This is a genomic window from Asanoa ferruginea (assembly GCF_003387075.1).
Lineage (GTDB): Bacteria > Actinomycetota > Actinomycetes > Mycobacteriales > Micromonosporaceae > Asanoa > Asanoa ferruginea.
Genome location: NZ_QUMQ01000001.1, coordinates 7,660,634 through 7,677,838, shown reverse-complemented (window position 1 = coordinate 7,677,838; position 17,205 = coordinate 7,660,634). Strand labels below are relative to the sequence as shown.

Annotated in this window: 14 protein-coding genes; 9 read left to right on the top strand and 5 right to left on the bottom strand. The window is 71.3% G+C overall.

Features of this window, described 5'->3' with window-relative positions; translation table 11 throughout:
• Positions 1–2 precede the first annotated feature (2 nt).
• From DFJ67_RS35890 to DFJ67_RS35880, 3 genes are all read right to left on the bottom strand, one after another.
• On the bottom strand, positions 3–2,057 hold the full coding sequence (locus DFJ67_RS35890) for a sensor histidine kinase (RefSeq protein WP_116073231.1): 2,055 nt from the start codon (positions 2,055–2,057) through the stop codon (positions 3–5).
• Positions 2,058–2,070: 13 nt separating this feature from the next.
• Positions 2,071–2,721, bottom strand: coding sequence for a hypothetical protein (locus DFJ67_RS35885; protein WP_116073229.1), 651 nt, complete (start codon positions 2,719–2,721; stop codon positions 2,071–2,073).
• Between the two features lie 284 nt (positions 2,722–3,005).
• Entirely contained in the window at positions 3,006–4,121 is a 1,116-nt protein-coding gene (locus tag DFJ67_RS35880) for an FAD-dependent oxidoreductase (protein ID WP_116073227.1), read from the bottom strand.
• Between the two features lie 28 nt (positions 4,122–4,149).
• On the opposite strand from DFJ67_RS35880, the gene DFJ67_RS35875 reads away from it, so the two are divergent.
• The gene (locus DFJ67_RS35875) at positions 4,150–4,875 is read left to right on the top strand and encodes a TetR/AcrR family transcriptional regulator (RefSeq protein ID WP_239097067.1); all 726 of its coding nucleotides are present in this window, start codon (positions 4,150–4,152) and stop codon (positions 4,873–4,875) included.
• On the opposite strand, the gene DFJ67_RS35870 is transcribed toward DFJ67_RS35875, so the two are convergent.
• Positions 4,853–5,341: a hypothetical protein gene (locus DFJ67_RS35870; protein WP_116073225.1), complete on the bottom strand. Its 489-nt coding sequence runs from the start codon at positions 5,339–5,341 to the stop codon at positions 4,853–4,855. The genes DFJ67_RS35875 and DFJ67_RS35870 overlap by 23 nt on opposite strands.
• Before the next feature lie 305 nt (positions 5,342–5,646).
• Here DFJ67_RS35870 and DFJ67_RS35865 point away from each other — a divergent pair, with 305 nt between their 5' ends.
• Entirely contained in the window at positions 5,647–8,115 is a 2,469-nt protein-coding gene (locus DFJ67_RS35865; RefSeq protein WP_116073223.1) for a M14 family metallopeptidase, read from the top strand.
• 50 nt (positions 8,116–8,165) lie between these two features.
• On the opposite strand, the gene DFJ67_RS35860 is transcribed toward DFJ67_RS35865, so the two are convergent.
• Positions 8,166–9,497 carry a lanthionine synthetase LanC family protein gene (locus tag DFJ67_RS35860; protein ID WP_203783337.1) on the bottom strand — a complete coding sequence of 444 codons (1,332 nt, stop codon included), beginning with the start codon at positions 9,495–9,497 and terminating at the stop codon, positions 8,166–8,168.
• 66 nt (positions 9,498–9,563) lie between these two features.
• Between DFJ67_RS35860 and DFJ67_RS35855 the strand changes: the two genes are divergently transcribed.
• From DFJ67_RS35855 to DFJ67_RS35825, 7 genes are all read left to right on the top strand, one after another.
• Entirely contained in the window at positions 9,564–9,869 is a 306-nt protein-coding gene (locus DFJ67_RS35855) for an ArsR/SmtB family transcription factor (protein ID WP_116073219.1), read from the top strand.
• Positions 9,866–10,318, top strand: coding sequence for an SRPBCC domain-containing protein (locus tag DFJ67_RS35850; RefSeq protein ID WP_170216134.1), 453 nt, complete (start codon positions 9,866–9,868; stop codon positions 10,316–10,318). The genes DFJ67_RS35855 and DFJ67_RS35850 overlap by 4 nt, the downstream gene beginning before the upstream one ends.
• Positions 10,315–10,779, top strand: a complete 465-nt coding sequence (locus DFJ67_RS35845; RefSeq protein WP_116073215.1) for a DUF6069 family protein — start codon at positions 10,315–10,317, stop codon at positions 10,777–10,779. The genes DFJ67_RS35850 and DFJ67_RS35845 overlap by 4 nt, the downstream gene beginning before the upstream one ends.
• Before the next feature lie 3 nt (positions 10,780–10,782).
• Entirely contained in the window at positions 10,783–11,925 is a 1,143-nt protein-coding gene (locus DFJ67_RS35840; RefSeq protein WP_239097068.1) for a DUF5925 domain-containing protein, read from the top strand.
• 123 nt (positions 11,926–12,048) lie between these two features.
• Complete coding sequence (gene mraY, locus DFJ67_RS35835) at positions 12,049–13,161, top strand: phospho-N-acetylmuramoyl-pentapeptide-transferase (RefSeq protein ID WP_116073213.1); 1,113 nt, start codon at positions 12,049–12,051, stop codon at positions 13,159–13,161.
• A 130-nt stretch (positions 13,162–13,291) separates the two neighbouring features.
• Complete coding sequence (locus DFJ67_RS35830) at positions 13,292–13,930, top strand: HNH endonuclease family protein (RefSeq protein ID WP_116073211.1); 639 nt, start codon at positions 13,292–13,294, stop codon at positions 13,928–13,930.
• Between the two features lie 85 nt (positions 13,931–14,015).
• The gene (locus tag DFJ67_RS35825; RefSeq protein ID WP_203783338.1) at positions 14,016–17,201 is read left to right on the top strand and encodes an ATP-binding protein; all 3,186 of its coding nucleotides are present in this window, start codon (positions 14,016–14,018) and stop codon (positions 17,199–17,201) included.
• The last annotated feature ends 4 nt before the right edge of the window (positions 17,202–17,205 follow it).

The window sequence follows — 17,205 nt, the reverse complement described above, 5'->3', positions numbered from 1 at the left end:
GCTCATTCCTCGGGCCGGGGCGGCAGCGGGAGTCGGGCCCGGACGAGGGTGCCCGGATCCGCCCCGACGATCTCCAGCGTGCCGCCGAGCTCCTCGGCACGCTCCCGCATCGACGCCATTCCGACACCGCCCGTCACCCCGGCGGGGATGCCCCGCCCGTCGTCGCGGACCTCCACGCACAGCATCCCGTCGGCGAAGGACAGGCGCAGGGTGCCCGCCTGCGCGCCAGCGTGCCGGACCAGGTTGTTGAGCGCCTCGTGCGCGATCCGGTAGGCGGCGACCTCGACCGCGGCGGGCAGTTCCGGCAGGTCCGGGATGTCGACCCGCACCCCTACGTGCGCGTAGCGCTCGCCGACGTGGCGCAGCGCCGCACCCAGGCCGAGTTCGTCGAGCACCGGCGGCCGCAGTTGGCGCGCCAGGCGGCGTACCTCGGCAAGGTTCTCCCGGGTCTGGTCCTTGAGGTCGCGCAGCAGGCGGTCGGTGGCGGCCGGGTCGCTGGTGAGCAGCGCGCGGGCGGTGTCGATCGTCAGCGCCTGCCCGCCGAGCGCCGGACCGAGCGAATCGTGCAGGTCGCGGCGGATCCGGCGACGCTCCTCCTCACGGGCGGCGACGAGGCGCTCGCGGGCGTGCTGTAGGTCGGTCGCGAGCCGGCGGGTGCGGGCGGCCTCGCGGTCGGCGTAGAGCGCGGCACCGCACTGGTCGGCCAGATCCGCGAGCAGTCGCCGGTCGGTGTCGGTGAGCCGGTCGCTTCCGACGACGAGCTGACCGAGCGCGACACCACGGTGGGTCAGCGGAAAGCTTTCCACATCGGACACCGGTCGGCCGGCCGAGGCGACGACCTCGCCGGGTGGATCGACGGTGATCGCCACATATGACGGTTTCAGGGCTCGTGCGACGGCATCCACAATGGTGGGTGATACCGACTCCGGCTCGACCACGCCCGCCAGGCGTCGACCCAGCCGCGACAGCACCCCGTAGGGATCGTGCCGCTCGCCGTAGACCAACCGGTCGACCCGGCGCTGCACCCGCTCCCGCACCGGGCTGAACGCGACGGCCACGAGCCCGGTCGCCACGATCGGCAGGGTCAGCCCGCCGCCGCGCCACCACGCGCCGACCCCGCCGACGACCGCCGCGTAGCCGCCGACGACGAACCCGGTGAGGACCACCCAGACCAGCGTGCGGTTGATGACGACGTCGATGTCGAAGAGGCGGTGCCGGATGATGGCGATGGCGATCGCCGCGGGCAGGGCGGCGGCGATCAGATAGCTCACCAACATCAACACGGTGTACGTGGCGAGCCCGCGCGGCGTCTGTTCCGCCTGGACGGCGCCGACCGGCGTCAGCAGCAGCACCACGTTGTAGACCAGCCGCAGCGCCAGCGCGTAGAGCACCCAGCGCGTCTGGATCCGTTGCACCGGGTCGGAGACGCGCGCGTAGCGGTAGATCTGGGCGCCGACGCAGCTCGCGAACAGCAGCAGCAGCGTGCCGAACTCGAGCGCGCTCTCGCCCGACGAGCCCGTGGCGGCGACCACCGCCAGCCACAGCCCCCAACCGACCGCGAGCCAGCGGCTCCAGCGCGGCACGAACCGACCGTCGGGAAACACGTACGCCAGCGGGAACAGCGATATCCACGCGAGCCCGGGCAGGCCCTCGACCACGCCGGCGACATCGGGGTAGAGCCCGCCGACCACCAGCGGCACGCCGCCGCCGGCCGTCGCGAAGAGCACCAGCACCCAGGCGAGGTAGAGCCGGAACCAGGACAGCGGGCCGCGCAGGACGAAGTAGGCCGCGGCGGCACTGACCGCCACCAGCATCACCTCGAGCGCGACGAAGTAGGCCGCGAACCCGGTGACCGGCACACCCCAGCCGTCGAGCACCGCGCGGAGCCCGTTGACGGTCCAGCCGTCCGGCGCTGTCCACAGGGTGGGCGCGACCTCGGCGTTGGCGAGCCACAGGGCCGCGCCGACGGCGAAGAGGGCGAGCAACGTCGCGCAGCCGGCGGACACGACGACGCGCCCGGCACGCAGGGCGCGCGTGCCGGGCGCCTCGATGGTCACCGCCGCAGACCCTTCACGCCGCCGACGGTACGCGGCGACGCAACAGGCCGATTCCCACGACGAGCCAGAAAACGGCCACCAGGAACGGCGGGAGTCCACGGGTGGCCACGTCGAGCAGGAGCAGCGCCGCGGCAACGATCGCGACGACGAAACCGGTGCGGCGCAACACCATGCTGCCGCGCAGGGCGAGTCCAGTGAGGATCACGGCGACGGTCGCGGACCAGATCGTCGTGTAGCTGAGCACCTGTGACGCGGCATAGAGATCGCTGTCGCCGAGCCGCGGCCCGGTGAAGCCGGCGGCCAGCTCGATCAACGCCAGGTGGCCGACGATGGTGATCGCCGAGAGGGCGACCGCGACCTGCGACGCGGCGACGAGGCGGCGGGCCGCCGTGTCCCGCAGCCGGCTGTTGAGCATCGCCATCGCGGCGGCGCCGAAGAGGACGGCGAGGGCATAGAGCGCCCAGGCCGTCGCCCAGCCGCCCCGGATCGACGCCATCTGGTCGGTCGTGAGGTCCGCGGCATTGGTGACGCCGGTGCTCGACATCGCGGGCACCAGCGCCGCCAGCCAGGCGACGAAGGGTAGGGGAGAAAGGACGAGGAGCCAGGCGGGCCGGCGCAGGTCGAGTGCCGCGGTGGGTGGGGTGACCTCTAGCTGTCGGGTCATCGGGATCTCCGGAGGGTAGGTCGGATCGGTGTGACCCCTACCGTCCCGATCCCGGCGTCCCAGGCACCAGGGACACCAAGTCCGGAGTGCCCGGTCCTAGAGGTCGCGCACGAACCGGTCAGGTAGCCGTTGTCGGTGAACGCCAGGTTCTCCCAGAGGTAGAGGTCGCCGGTCTGGCGGTTCCAGAGGTAGAGCGCGGCGCCGGAGGGCAAGACCGTGGACGCCTGCGTCCAGTTCGTGACCGGGTGGCCGGTGGGGGACGAAAATGGGTAACGGCAACGCTTTCAGCCCGTGGACGCCGCTTCGGTGGGGCGGGCCGTGAAGAAGCGGACGATGTCGTCCGCCGCGGTGTCGGACAGCATCATCGCCTGGACCCGGGCCGACATCTCGGCGATCGGCGAGATCCTGGTGAACATCGCCTCCTCGTAGGCCCGGATCGCCGCGTCCGGGTCCGCCGGGTTGGCGGCGAGGTGGCCGGCGAGTTCGGCGCCGTCGAGCATGGCCTGGTTGGCGCCCTCGCCGACCGGCGGCATGAGGTGCGCGGCGTCGCCGATGAGCGTGACGCCCGGGCGGCTCGTCCAGCGCGTGCCGATGGGCATCGTTTCGATCGCGCGCGGCACCGGCGCGCTGTCGCCGGCCTCGATGAGCGTGGTGAGGCGGGCGTCCCAGCCGTCGAAGATGTCCAACAGGGCGCGCTTGCTGTCGAGGGGCCGATCGGTTGCGCGCAGCGAGATACCGACCCGCAGGCTGCCGTCGCCGAGGCGTTGCGCCGCCAGGATCTGGTTCGCGCCGACGCACCACAGGTTCCCGCCGCCGACCAGCTCGGCGATTTCGGGATGGCGCCGGTCGACGTCTTCGATACTCAGCTCGACCAGAGTGGCCACATAGGACAGCTGAACGCCGGTCAGCAGCTTTCGGACGACGGAGCGGGCGCCGTCGGCGCCGACGAGGAGGTCGCAGCCGGTGCGGTGGCCGGAGTCGAAAGCGAGGTCACAGCCGCCCTCGGATCGCGGGGTCGCAGCGGCGAGCCGGTGCCCCCAGAGCACCGCGTCGCGGGGGAGGGAGTCGAGGAGAAGATCACGCAACGCGCTCCGGTCGATCTCGGGACGGCCGGAGAACGAGCCAGGATCCGGTTCATGGTGTACGAGCGTCCGCCCGGTCGGGTCGAGGACGCGATGTTCCTCACCCTCGGGCCGGGCCCGCGACCGGAACCGCCCGGCCAGACCCGCCTCGGCCAGGGCCCGTTGCCCCGACTCCGGGTGCAGGTCGAGCGAGCCGCCCTGGGACCGTGCGGACCGGCTCGCCTCGCGCTCGTACACCGTCGCTTCGATGCCGTGTCGGTGCAGGACCCGGGCCAGCGTCAGCCCGCCGAGCCCGCCACCGCAGATCGCGATTCGCATACCCACCTCGTTACCGTACAGTGTATTCGTGGATACACCGTACGGTAGCGAGGTAGTGCCGGTTTGGGAACGCCCCGAGCCCCAGCCGCGGGCGGCGCCGGTGCCGCTGCGCCGAGCGACGATCGCCGCCACAGCGATCCGGCTCGCAGACGCGCACGGCCTCGACGGCCTGTCGGTGCGCAAGCTCGCCAAAGAGTTGGGCGTCGGGCCGATGCGGTTCTACGACTATGTACGCAACAGGTCCGAACTACTCGATCTGATGGTCGACGTCGTCTACGCCCGGATCGCCGAGGCCGACCGGCACTCCGGCTGGCGCGACACGGTGCTGACCATCGCACGCGCGACCCGGGCCGCCGCCCTCGACCACGAGTGGTTCGCCGACCTGCTCGGCGGGCGGCCACACCTGGGGCCGCACGCCCTCGCGGTGGGCGAGGCGACCGCGGCGGCGCTGAGCCAGGCACCCGCCGTGCGCGGCATCGACGATCTCCAGCGGGCGGTGGGTGCCCTCAACGCCTTCATCATCGGCGCGATCCGCCGGGAGGTCACCGAGCGGCGCACCGCCCGGTCAACCGGCACCGACGAGGCCGCCTGGCAGGCCAGTCTCGGCCCCTACCTCACCCGCATGTTGGAAACGGGCAACTATCCCACCGTCGCCCGGCTGGTCATCGACGGCGCCCACCTCAACGCCGAGGAGACCTTCGACCACAACCTGACCACGGTCCTGGACGGCATCACCCGTCGCAGGCTCCCGTGAAGTCGGCCTCGCTGGCCCGGCCCAGCTGGAAGCTGACGGGCGGCGCGTCCGGGGTGGCGAAGCCGGCGGCGCCGTCCGGGTCGATCCGGAGCAGCGAGGTGGAGACGGTGAGACCATCCCGGCCGTCCCACGCACCGTTGAGCCGGCCCAGGTAGAGGCCGGCCGCGGCACCGGTGGGTTGGGCGTTCAGCCAGAAGCGGGTGCCGCGGTAGTTGGTCGCGTCGCCGGAGATCTCGTACGTCACGCTCTGCCCGGCCTCGCACACCGTGGCGCTCCCGCCGATCTCCGAGCCTTCGTCGCCGCCACCGACCTCGTCCCGCAGCCGCAGGACCATCGTGCGGCTGTCCCCGGAACCGAAAGGGACCTCGCCCTGCCAGTAGCCGACCAGGCCGGGTCGGAACGGCGCGCCCCAGGGATGGAACAGCCAGTGCGCCGGGTAGAGGAGTCCGAGCCCGACGACGAACACAGCGCCAACCAGAACCAGACGCGATCGCACCCGTCGCGGTCGCTGCTCGATAGCCATCGGCCCCCTCCCAAGTCGGGCTGACGCTACGTGCGCGCCGTTGACGGGACGGTGAACGTACGGGCGGAATTGTCGGAAGACCGGATGTCGATCTTGCCGGCTCGGCCGGTCGCGCACTGGCTCAAGTAATCCTCAAGATCCGCTGCGGCCGGCTGCCGAAACCAAAGATGCACATACGCTGATCGGACCCATCCCGCCTTGCCCGAGTGTCCTTCGTGGACTTAACGCGCAGAAAGTAAGGAGGAAGCATGCGACGCAGACGACTGCGGCTCGCACTTCTCGCGCTGCCTGCCCTGTTGGTGAGCAGCGTCCTGGTGGCAAACCCATCCGCGGGCGCGGATCCCGTGGCGCCCACCGCCGGACGGTCCCAGCTGGAGGACGAGGACCAGGCGCGGAGTGTCCGCATCGAGCTGACCGGCTCCGCCATGCTCGACAAGGTCAACGACGCCGGCTTCGACATCGAACACGGCCTCACCCGGGTGCCCAACGGCATCGAGGGCGAAGCGATGGTGACCACCGACCAGGTCGCCGAGCTCAAGGCGCTGGGCGTCAAGATCCTCGCAGACGGTGAGGGCTTCCAGTGGCCCGAGGCGGCCGACGGCGGCCTCACCGCCAGCTTCGGCGCGCGCTCGGTCGCACCGCTCACCCACGCCGACACCGTGCGGGTCGTCCGCGCCGACTGGTTCACCACGAAGGGCCAGGGCTTCCTCTACGTCGAGGCCCGCACCACCGAAGGGCAGCAGGCCGACCCGATCGTCGGCATGCAGCTCGAGAACGACTCGGGCAAGGCCACCCCGTGGGGGTACGCCCGCACGATGAGCCGGTTCGTCGACTCGGGGCAGTACATGTTCCACCGGAACCTGTTCAAACTGGCCACCCGGCCGCACGAGATCAGGGTCACCAGCTCGACCGGCGGCGTCGCCATCGGCACCGTCTCCGACTGGCTCGAGGGCGCTCCGCCGCCGTTGACCGAGAACCAGGGCTACAAGTCCAACTTCGTCAACAGCTACCAGAACCCCCAGCAGCTGTACGCGCGTGCTGAGCAGATCGCCGAGCAGTACCCGGACATCGCCGAGATCATCTACCTGCCGAACCGGACGAACGGCTACCAGCGCAAGGCCCAGGCCACGATCGGTGGCACCGGTGAGTCCGCGGTCGTCGTCGACTCGGCCGCGTGGGGTCACGAGGGCGGCAACGACATCACGGTCGAGTTCGTCGACCGGCCGGGCGCGGACCTGCCGCTCGGCGTCGAGGTGACCGGCAAGGCCATCCGCGTCCTGCTCGCCAAGGACGCCAACGGGGCGCTCGCCAGCACCGCCACGGAGGTGTCGACGGCGCTCGAGACCCAGTCGCAGGGGCTGGTCGACCGGGCACACCCCTACCGCACCAATGTGGGCACCGGCATCGTCGCCGCGACGACCGCGCCGGTCGCGCTGACCGACTTCCTCGACCAGAAGCGGGTCGGCGCGCCGGAAGGCGAGGTGCCCCGCGGCCCGAAGACGATCCCGGTGCTGCGGATCGGCAAGCACCGCGACGGTAGCCGGCCCGGCGTCCTGATCCAGGCGCAGGACCACGCCCGCGAATGGGTGCCCGCGACGACCTCGCTGGAGTCGGCCGAGCGGCTGGTGCACAACTACAAGACCGACAAGGAGACGAAGAAGATCGTCAACGACACCGACGTCTTCTTCATCCTGTCCAACAACCCCGACGGTGCGAACTACAGCTTCTACAACAACGCTTCGCAGCGCCGGAACATGACCAACCACTGCCCGGACGCCAACGACGACCCGGCCCGCCGCAACTCCTGGGGCGTCGACCTCAACCGCAACTACCGGGTCGGTTCGGGCTTCGACGGCTACGACGGCGCGTCGTTCAGCTGCACCAGCGACACGTTCCAGGGCCCGGCGGAGCTGTCCGAGCCGGAGTCGAAGAACATCATCTGGCTGGTCGAGAAGTACGCCAACATCAAGTTCATGATGTCGGTGCACTCCAACGGCGGCCAGCTGTTCTGGCAGCCGGGCGCCTACATCGCCGACGGCCGGATCACCACGCCGCGGCCGCCGCTGGGCGACGAGGCGTTCTACTGGCAGTCGGCCGGCCGGATCCTGTCGCAGGTCAAGGCCTACCGGGAAACGGTTGTCACGCCGGAGAACGTCGGCGGCTCGTCCGACGTCCTCTACTCGTCGGCCGGCAACGTGCGTGAAGACCTCTACAACACGTACGGCATCTTCGCCTTCGGTTGGGAGGTCGGCGGTTCGGTCTACAACCCGGCCACCGGCAACTGGCAGGGCGGCTCGTTCCAGCCGGCCTGGGAGGGCGACCCCAACCTGGTCAGCGGCCACTCCGAGACGATGGAATACGCCAACGGCATCATGGAGATGTTCCGGATCGCCGCGGAATGGGGCAAGGACAAGAAGGACCCGAAGTCGACGCTCGTCCCCGGCGGCGGCAAGTTCAGCCGCCCGGTCGACGTGCACTTCGAGACCAACGAGCCGGCGACCATCTACTACACGACCGATGGCAGCCGGCCCACGCTCCAGTCGCCCCGCTACGAGGCGACCGAGTTCCGTGAGCCGGGCGAGGTGTTCCACGTGACCACCACGACCACGTTCCAGTGGTTCTCGGTCGACGCCGCCGGCAACGTCGAGAACAACTACGACCCGGACAAGAACAAGGGCAAGAACTACCGCACGGCGACCATTACGATCCTCAAGTAGGTATTCGAACGAGAGGTCCGCGGCGGTTGCCGCGGACCTCTCGCTTGCCGTTACGGCAATGCCAGGTGGGTCACGCACAGCCGCTCCGGCACCGTCCACCACTGGTCCGGGCGGTCGACGACCGCGGCGGTCGGGCCGTCATCCAGCACGCGGGCGAGGCGCAGCAGGAACGCCGCGATCCCCGCCGCGCCCTGCATCCACGCCGTGCCCGGCGGCAGCAGCGGCGGGTCCTGCCGGTATTCCACGAACCGCCAGCGCGCACCCGCGTCGTCGCGGATCGCGCGGTCGACCAGGGCGTCGGCCATCGTCGCGGCGCCGCGCAGCAACAGCTCGCGGTAGGACTCGTCGGTGCTGTCCTGGGCCGCGTCGAGCAGGATGTCGGCCACGCCGGCGGTGCCGCAGCAGCGCCCGTCGTTGTCCCAGAAGCCCGGCCGGAGCCGTTGCGGAAGACCAGAGGTCAGCACCGAACGCAGGCAGCGCCGGCGCAGCTCGGCGACCTCGAAGTCGCCGACCCGCTCGACACCGGCGCGGGCCAGCGCGGCGAACACCTGGGACGTGCCGGCCGGGCCGTGACACCAGTTGTAGGTCACCGGCTCCACCTCGCGCTGTGACCGCGGGATGGTGTGCTCGAGCACGAACCCGCCGTCGTCGAACGAGGCGATGGCCACCAGGTGCTCGGCGCCCCGCAGCGCGGCGGCGACGAAGTCGGCCCGGTCGAGGGCGTGCCCGGCCACGGCCAATGCCGCGGCCACGCCGGCGGTGCCGTGCGAGAAGTTGGGGTTGCTGGAGCGGTAGCCCGGCCACATCCGCCAGTCCAGGCCGCCCTCGGCCGGTTCGGCCACCCGCATGAGCGCCTCGCCACCGGTCGTCATGACGTCGTCGGCACCGTCGCCGCCGGCCCACGCGGCGGTGAGCACCACCCCGGCGCTGCCGGAGACGATGTCCGTCACCGGCCCGTGCGACTCCGCCTCGATGCGCGGCGCCGGTGCCCAGCCCGCCGGCGTACGCAGCTCGGCCAGCCGCCCCATCGCCACCCGCTCCCGCCCGGGCGCCAGCAACCGCAGCGCGGTCACGACGCCGGCGAGGCCGTCATAGAGCGACGGGTCGGCGCCGACCGGTGGCGACTGCCGGCCGAGCCGCTCGACGATGCCGGCCGCCAGTGCCGTCTCGGCGCTGCTGAGCTCGCGGTGGAGGCGCAGCTCGGCGAGCACGGGAGCCAGCCCGGCGATGCCACCGTAGAGCGAGTCGCGATCGTCGGCCGGCTGCGGCGGGTCGTCGCCGACCACCTCGGCCAGCCACGGCCCGTCGTCGTGGCGGACCTGGCCCAGCGCCCAGGCCCAGCCGGCCTCGCCCACCTCGCGATACGTCGCAGCACCAGACACGCCGACACGATAGCCGCGGTGCCAAGCGGGTTGACACGGGCGAGGTAGGCGGCAATAGTAAACCAAATGGTTCACCGTCAGTTCGCGGCCCTGGGCGACCCGACCCGCCTGGCCATCGTCGAGCGGCTCGTCCGCGGGCCGACCTCCGCCGGTGACCTCGCGGCGCCGACGTCGATGTCGCTGCCCGCCGTGCTCAAGCACCTCCGGGTGCTCGAGGAGGCGGGGTTGGTGACGACGATCAAACGCGGTCGCGTACGCGAGTGCCGGCTGCGCGATGACGCCCTCGTCGCCGTAGCCACCTGGACCGCACAGCAGCAGGCGCTCTGGTCGACCCGGCTGGACGCTCTCGGCACCCTCCTGGAGGACACGTGACCACCGCTCCGCTCCTGACGTTCGACCTCGACCGCACCTACCCGGCGCCGCCCGAGCGGGTGTGGGCCGCCTGGACCCGCGCCGACCTGCTGGAGCGCTGGGTCCTGCCCGACCCGGACTGGCGGCTGTCGAGCTGTGAGGTCGACGCCCGCGAGGGCGGGGGCTACCGGCTGAGCTTCGGCCCCCGACCGGAGGGCGACGCGTACACCGAAAAGGCGACCTTCTCGGTCTTCGAGCCGGTGCGGCGGCTCGTGCTCGACGTGCTGACCGAGGGGGAGGACATGGCTGAACGGTCGCGCTGCACGGTGCTGTTCCTGCCGGTCGAGGGCGGGACCCGGCTGGAGCTCACGGTCGAGGGACTGTCGGGCGTGACGACGATCGAGCACCTGCGGGTGGGCTGGCAGTGGTGCCTGGACGGCATCGCCGCGCAGCTCGGTGCCGCGGCATGAGTGACACCGGGGCCGGCGCGGGCCGATTCCGCGGGCTGGTCGGCACCGGCCTCCTCGCCACGCTCGCGGCGATGGTGGCGACCACCCTCGCCGCCGCGCTCGCCCGGGCCGTTGGCGTCGACTTCGAGGTCCCGGACGGTGGCGAGACGATCCCGTTGCCCGGGTTCGCCGTGGTGACCGGCTTCTTCTCGCTCGTGGGCATCGTCATCGCCGCCGCGCTTCGTCGTTGGAGCGCCCGCCCCGCCGTGCTGTGGGTGCGGACGGCGGTGTCGCTGACCGCGATCTCGTTGCTCGCGCCCCTGCTCTCCGGCGCGAACGCCGCCACCACCGCCGCCCTCCTGTTGTTACACCTCGTTCCCGCGGCGGTGGTGATTCCCACCCTGGCGCGCACCGTCCATCATGGACAAACGCAGCGGGCCGGAAATCCGCTACCCATAAACGAATGGAGCGGCGATCATTAAGGGGTGCGTATCCCGCGGCAGATCCCGTTCGAGCTCGGCGCCCCCGGCGTCGCGCCGGAGTCGGTGCTGCCCGTCGTGCTCACCTTCGACGACTCCGACTCTCCTCGTGACGTCATCGACGCGCTCGCGCTGACCGCGTTCGTCGCCGGCCACCAGCCGCACTCGACGACCCGCGACCTGACCGACGTGCGTCCCGACGCCACCCTGCTTCCGGCCGGCGTCACCGCGCTGCGCGAGAGCATCAGCACCACCGAGCACGCCCGGCTGGCCGCCGGCGAGGGCTGGACCCTGCGGTCCGTGCACTGGCCACGGCAGAAGAGCGCACAGATCTCGGTCACCGCCGTCACGGCCGAGCTGGTCGCCGAGATCATCGACCGTGCTGTCGAGGGGATGACCGAGGAGCCCGCGCCGGTTGAAGACTCGGTCCAGATGGGCTTCTGGTATGCGGGAGCCCAGGGCCCGCAGCGTCACCCGCGGTCGATCACGGCGGGTTCCTGGGCCGACATCCGGGCCAACTACGCCGGGGTGGCGGCGGCCAGCTTCGACCGTCTCGTGAAGGTCGACCGCGAGTCCGTCCACGGCCGGCTGTTGCTGTTGCACGGCCCGCCCGGCACCGGCAAGACCACGGTGCTGCGGGCCCTCGCTCGCGAGTGGCACGAGTGGTGCCAGTTCGACTGCGTGCTCGACCCGGAGGCGCTGTTCTCCAGCCCGGCCTACCTGATGGAGGTCGCCCTCAGCAGCTCCGGTGACTGCCGGTGCCCCGACAAGCGGCACGACAAGTGGCGACTGTTGCTACTGGAAGACTGCGACGAGCTGATCCGCGCCGAGGCCAAGGACAACACCGGCCAGGCGCTCTCGCGGCTGCTCAACCTCACCGACGGCCTCCTCGGTCAGGGCCGCAAGGTGCTGGTGGCGATCACGACCAACGAAGACCTCGCCCGCCTGCACCCGGCCGTCGTGCGTCCCGGGCGGTGCCTGGCCCGCGTCGAGGTGCCGGCGCTGCCGTTCGGTGAGGCCAGCGCCTGGCTCGGCAGCTCGGCAGGGGTGCCCGCGGGCGGCGCCACCCTGGCCGAGCTCTACGCACTGCGCGAGGGCTACGGCGGCACGGAAGAACGCGAGCCGGTCGCCACCGGTCTATACCTCTAGCCGCGAACAGCGGCGCGGTGAGGTCCGGGGCGGCCGCGCTTGCCGCCGGATGGCAAGCTCCTGTCCCGTGATCGATGATTTCGCGAAAGAGTCTCCGCACCCTCGGCTCGTGGGGGTTCGCTCGTGAGGGCGGTCATCGTCTCGGCCGCGGTCGCGTTCTTCATCTCCCTGTTCGGCACGCCGGTGGCGATCCGCGTCTTCACCGCGCTCAAGGCCGGCCAGCCGATCCGATCCATCGGGCCGTCCACCCATCAGACCAAGAAGGGCACACCCACGATGGGTGGCGTCGCGTTCATCGTGGCGACCGTCATCGCCTACGTCGCGGGGCACCTCGCCCTGACCACCCTGCCCGAGCGGCAGATAGCGCAGGAGGGGCCGACCATGACGGCCCTGGTCCTGCTCGGGCTGTTCGTCTTCTGCGGCGTGGTCGGCTTCTTCGACGACTTCCTCAAGGTGCGCCGGCGCAACTCCGACGGACTGTCCGCCAAGGGCAAGCTGCTCGGCCAGGCGATCGTCGGAGGCGGGTTCGGCGTCGCCGCGCTCTATGTGGCCAGCACCAACGGCCAGACCGTGGCCAGCGAGCACATCTCGCTCATCCGCGACATCAGCTGGCTCGACGTCGGCAAGGTCGGCTCGGTGCTCGTTTTCGTCTTCGTGATCACGGCGATGTCCAACGGCGTCAACCTCACCGACGGCCTCGACGGCCTGGCCACCGGCGCGTCGGTCCTGGTGCTCGGTGCGTACGCGCTGATCGGCTTCTGGCAATACCGGCACTGGTGCGCCGACGAGGCGTACGCGAGCGCGAACACCTACTGCTACCAGGTCCGGGACCCCCTGGAGATCGCCCTGATCGCGGCCGCGGCGGCCGCCGCCTGCCTGGGCTTCCTGTGGTGGAACACGTCTCCCGCGCGGATCTTCATGGGTGACGTCGGCTCGCTCGGGCTCGGCGGCCTGATCGGCGGGCTCGCGGTGGCGACCCGCACCACGCTGCTGTCGATCATCATCGGCGGGCTTTTCGTCCTCATCACGACGACCTGGGTGATCCAGATCGTCTCGTTCCGGACCACCGGTCGACGGGTCTTCCGGATGGTGCCGTTGCACCACCACTTCGAGCTGGGTGGCTGGAGCGAGATCAATATTGTGATCAGGTTCTGGATCGTGGCCGGCGTCTGCGTGGCCGTCGGACTGGGCCTGTTCTACTCGGACTACCTGGCGGTCGTCGAGCGCCTGCGGTAACGCGATGTTCACGGCCCGGTCCCTCGCGAAATCTGGACCGCGACCAATACATCTGCTTCCATCGATGGATCGTGTGTCGTGCCCCGCCGGAGACCCCCGCCCGGCCACGGCCACAGGTCAGGAGAACTCGATGGTCCGCACCCTCAGGGCCGCCATCGCCGTGGCAGCCACCACCGTGGCCACCCTCGCCGTCACCCTCGTCGCCACGCCCGCGCAGGCGACCCCGCCGAACATCCCTTCCTACGCCACCGCGGTCAGCCGGCTCAACTCGCTCACCGTCGCCGCCGAGTCGCACGGCTCGACCTACAACCGTGACCTGTTCCCGCACTGGATCACCATCACCGGCGCCTGCAACACCCGCGAACAGGTCCTCAAGCGCGACGGCTCCGGCGTCGTGGTCAACAGCAGCTGCGCCGCCACCTCCGGCAGCTGGTACAGCCCTTATGACGGCGCCACCTGGACCGCCGCGTCCGACGTCGACATCGATCACATGGTGCCGCTCGCCGAAGCCTGGGCCTCCGGCGCCTGGTCCTGGACCACGGCCCGCCGCCAGACCTACGCCAACGACCTCGGCGGACCCGAACTGTGGGCCGTCACCGACAACGTCAACCAGTCCAAGAGCGACCAGGACCCCGCCACCTGGCAACCATCGCTGGCTTCGTTCCGCTGCACCTACGCCCGCGCCTGGATCCAGGTCAAATACTTCTACAGCCTCTCCGTCGACAGCGCGGAAAAGTCTGCCTTGAACGGCATGCTGGCCACCTGCTGAGCCGCGATAGCATCCGGCTGCGTGCGTCGGCGCAACCACATGACCGGCGATCGCGCCCATCGCGTCCCGGTTGAAAGGCGTCGCTGTGCCAGACCCTTCCGTTCGGCCCGGCGACAACGGTCCGCCGGCTGACGGATCGTCCCTCCGAATACAGATCCTCGGCCCACTGAAGCTGTGGCGCGACGGCGCCGAGATCGATGCCGGTCCTCCGCAACAGGTGTCGCTCTTGGCGCTGCTCGTGGCCCGCGTCGGCAAGCCGACCAGCACGGGCGAGCTGGTCGACCTGATCTGGGGTGAAGACGCGCCCCCGAGCGCGGTCAACATCATCCAGAAGTACGTCGGAGGGCTACGCCGGGTTCTCGAGCCGGGACTCGCGGCCCACCGCAGGGGATCCCTGCTCCACCGGCGTGGCACCGCCTACCTGTTCACCGCTCGTCCCGGGATGCTGGACCTTGGCACCTTCCGCGAGAAGGTCGCCGCGGCGCAGTCCGCGCAGCACCCCGAAGCGGCGCTCGACCACTACGTCGACGCTCTCGACCTGTGGCGTGGCCCGCCTGGCGGCGGAATCGTCACCAGCGCCAGGTCGAAGCCGGTCTTCGCCGCACTCGGCGACGAGTTCCACGACGCGGCCGCGGCCGCGGCCGCGCTCGCGGTGTCGCTGCGCCAACCGGATCGGGTCCTGCCCGCGTTGCGCCTGGCGACGTCGATGGCGCCGTTCCGGGAACCGGTGCAGGCCAGCCTCATCGACGTCCTGAGCGCCGCCGGGCGCCACGCGGAGGCGCTGACCGTCTTCGGCACCGTCCGCGACCGCCTGGCCGACGAACTCGGGATCGACCCCGGCCCGGCGTTGGTCGCCGCACACCGGAAGATCCCGACGGCCCAGCAGGGGAGTGGGACGACCGGCCTGGTCGGCCGCACCGACGAGATCGCGACGCTCGGGAGCATCGTGGACAGCGCGCTCGCCGGCGGCACGGCGATCGGCGTCGTCGAGGGCGAAGCGGGCGTCGGCAAGACCCGCCTGTTGGAGGCGGCGGCCGCCGCGGCGGGCCAGCGCGGTGCGCTCGTCGTCTGGGGAACCTGCCTGCAAGGCGACGGGACCCCGTCGATGTGGCCGTGGGAAAGGGTGCTGGGCTCAATCGTCGACAGCCTGCCAGCGCCGTCGCGGGCGAACTGGCTCGCCGGCGAGCTGAGCAACCTGCTCGAACCGGTCGGCGACCGCGCACCGCGTGCCATTCCCGACAGCAACGCCCACTACCGGCTGTTCGAACAGGTCGTCGCCGTTGTCGGCCAGGCCGCGGCGCGACGACCGACGCTGCTGATTCTCGACGATCTCCAATGGGCCGACGCCGCTTCGCTCGAGTTGCTCACCCACCTGGCCCGGCGGCTGCCCGCTGGGACCGCGATCGTCGGGGCCTTTCGCGATCGCGCGCCCACGCCGGGCTCGGGTCTGTCCCGGTTGCTGGCCGCGGTGAGCCGGCTGCCCGGCCATCGCCGGTTCCGGCTCGGCCCGCTCGACCTGGCCGCGGTGGCCGAGCTGATCCGCCAGGAGACAGGTCACGAGGCCAGCGCGGCTGTCGTCCGATCCGTTCTCGCCCGTACCGCCGGCAATGCGTTCTTCGTCCGTGAACTGTCCCGACTCCTCGGTGACGGCGGCGCGTTCGTCGACGGCTCCCGGATACCGTCCACCGTGCGCGACGTCGTCCGGGATCGGATGGGCGGTCTCGACGACCACACGTGCGAACTGCTGCACATCGCCGCGCTGATCGGCCGCGATGTCGACCTCGGACTCCTGGCCCGCGCCGCCGGCGTCGACGCCGCGGACTGCCTCACTAGCCTCGAGCCGCTGCACGCGCTCGGCCTGCTCGAAACCGGGCCGGACGACCCGTTCTCGGTGCGCTTCGCGCACGACATCGTCCGTGAGTCGGTTTCCGAGAGCACCACCGGGCAGCGGGCGATCCTGCTGCATCTGCGCATCGCCGACGCGCTCGAGGCGACCAGGGCCGACGACGACTCCGGCGCCGAACGTCTTGCCTACCATTGTTGGGCCGCCGGCCCCCTCGCCGACGCGGCTCGCACAGCGGAGGCGCTGGTGCGGGCCGGCCGCCGCGCCGCGTCGAAGCTCGCGTTCGACGCCGCCGGCCGGCATCTCCAGGCGGCCGCCCGGATCGCGCGAACGGCGGGGCTCGGCGACCTGGAGTTGTCGGTGCTCACCCTGGTCGCCGTTGTCGCCCGCCGACAGTCACGATTCGACGGTCCGACGTTCGACCTGTTGGAGCGGGCCGAACACCTCGCCCGCATGCGCGGCCGCGAAGCCGATGCCGCCGACTTCCTCTTCATCCGCGTGATGGGCGCCTACACCTTCATGGTGGAGCACCGCGCGACGTTGGCCCGCCGGATGCACGAGCAGGGCCAGGCGTCCTCCGATCCGACCGTCCGGCTCTACGGCCGGTCGGCCTGGGGCCTGCACCTGTGGGATGTCGGCGACATCGGCGAGGCCGTCCGGTCGTTCGCCGGAGACCAGCTCGCCGGGCCGGACACGCTGACCCCGCTGCGCCGCGACGGGAGCATTCCGGGAGAGGGGCCCGGCTGGTGGGCGGTGACGACCGCGTTGCAGGGTGACGTCGAGACGGCGCAGGCCCTCGTCGACACCTGGGACGACCCCGACGACCCTTACGCGGTCTCGGTGTGGACCTATTACACCACCATGATCGCGTCGCTGGCCGGTGATGCGGTCACCGCCCGGCGGGCGGGCGAGCGGTGGAGCCTCGCCGGCCTGGACCGCCTCAATATGCAGATTGACCACTACATCCGACAGAACTGGTGCTGGGCCCGGGCCCTGACCGGCGACCGTCCGGCCGACGCCGCGGCCGAGGCCGAGGAACTCCTGACGGCCAACCTGCTCGACCCGCCCCGCTGGGGAATCGCCTACCACCACGGGTTGATCGCCGAGATGTGGCTGGCGGCCGGCCTGCCCGACCAGGCCGCCGTCGCACTCGACCGCGCCGAGCAGGCCCTCGACGCCGTCGGCCAGCGCTACGCCGAGGGACTGTTGCTGCTGCTGCGGGCGCGTCTGCTCGACGCCCGCGGTGAACCCGTCAGCGCGGTGCGGACGGCCGCTCAACGGGCTCGCGCGCACTCCGCCGAGCGCGGGGCCCACCTCTTCGCCCGCCGGGCCGAGTTGTTCCTCTCCGGTCTCGCACCATCCGCACCACCGCGTACGCCGCCAGGATCGCCAACAGGCTCGGTGCGCCGACGGTCCACGCGGTCCTGAAAAT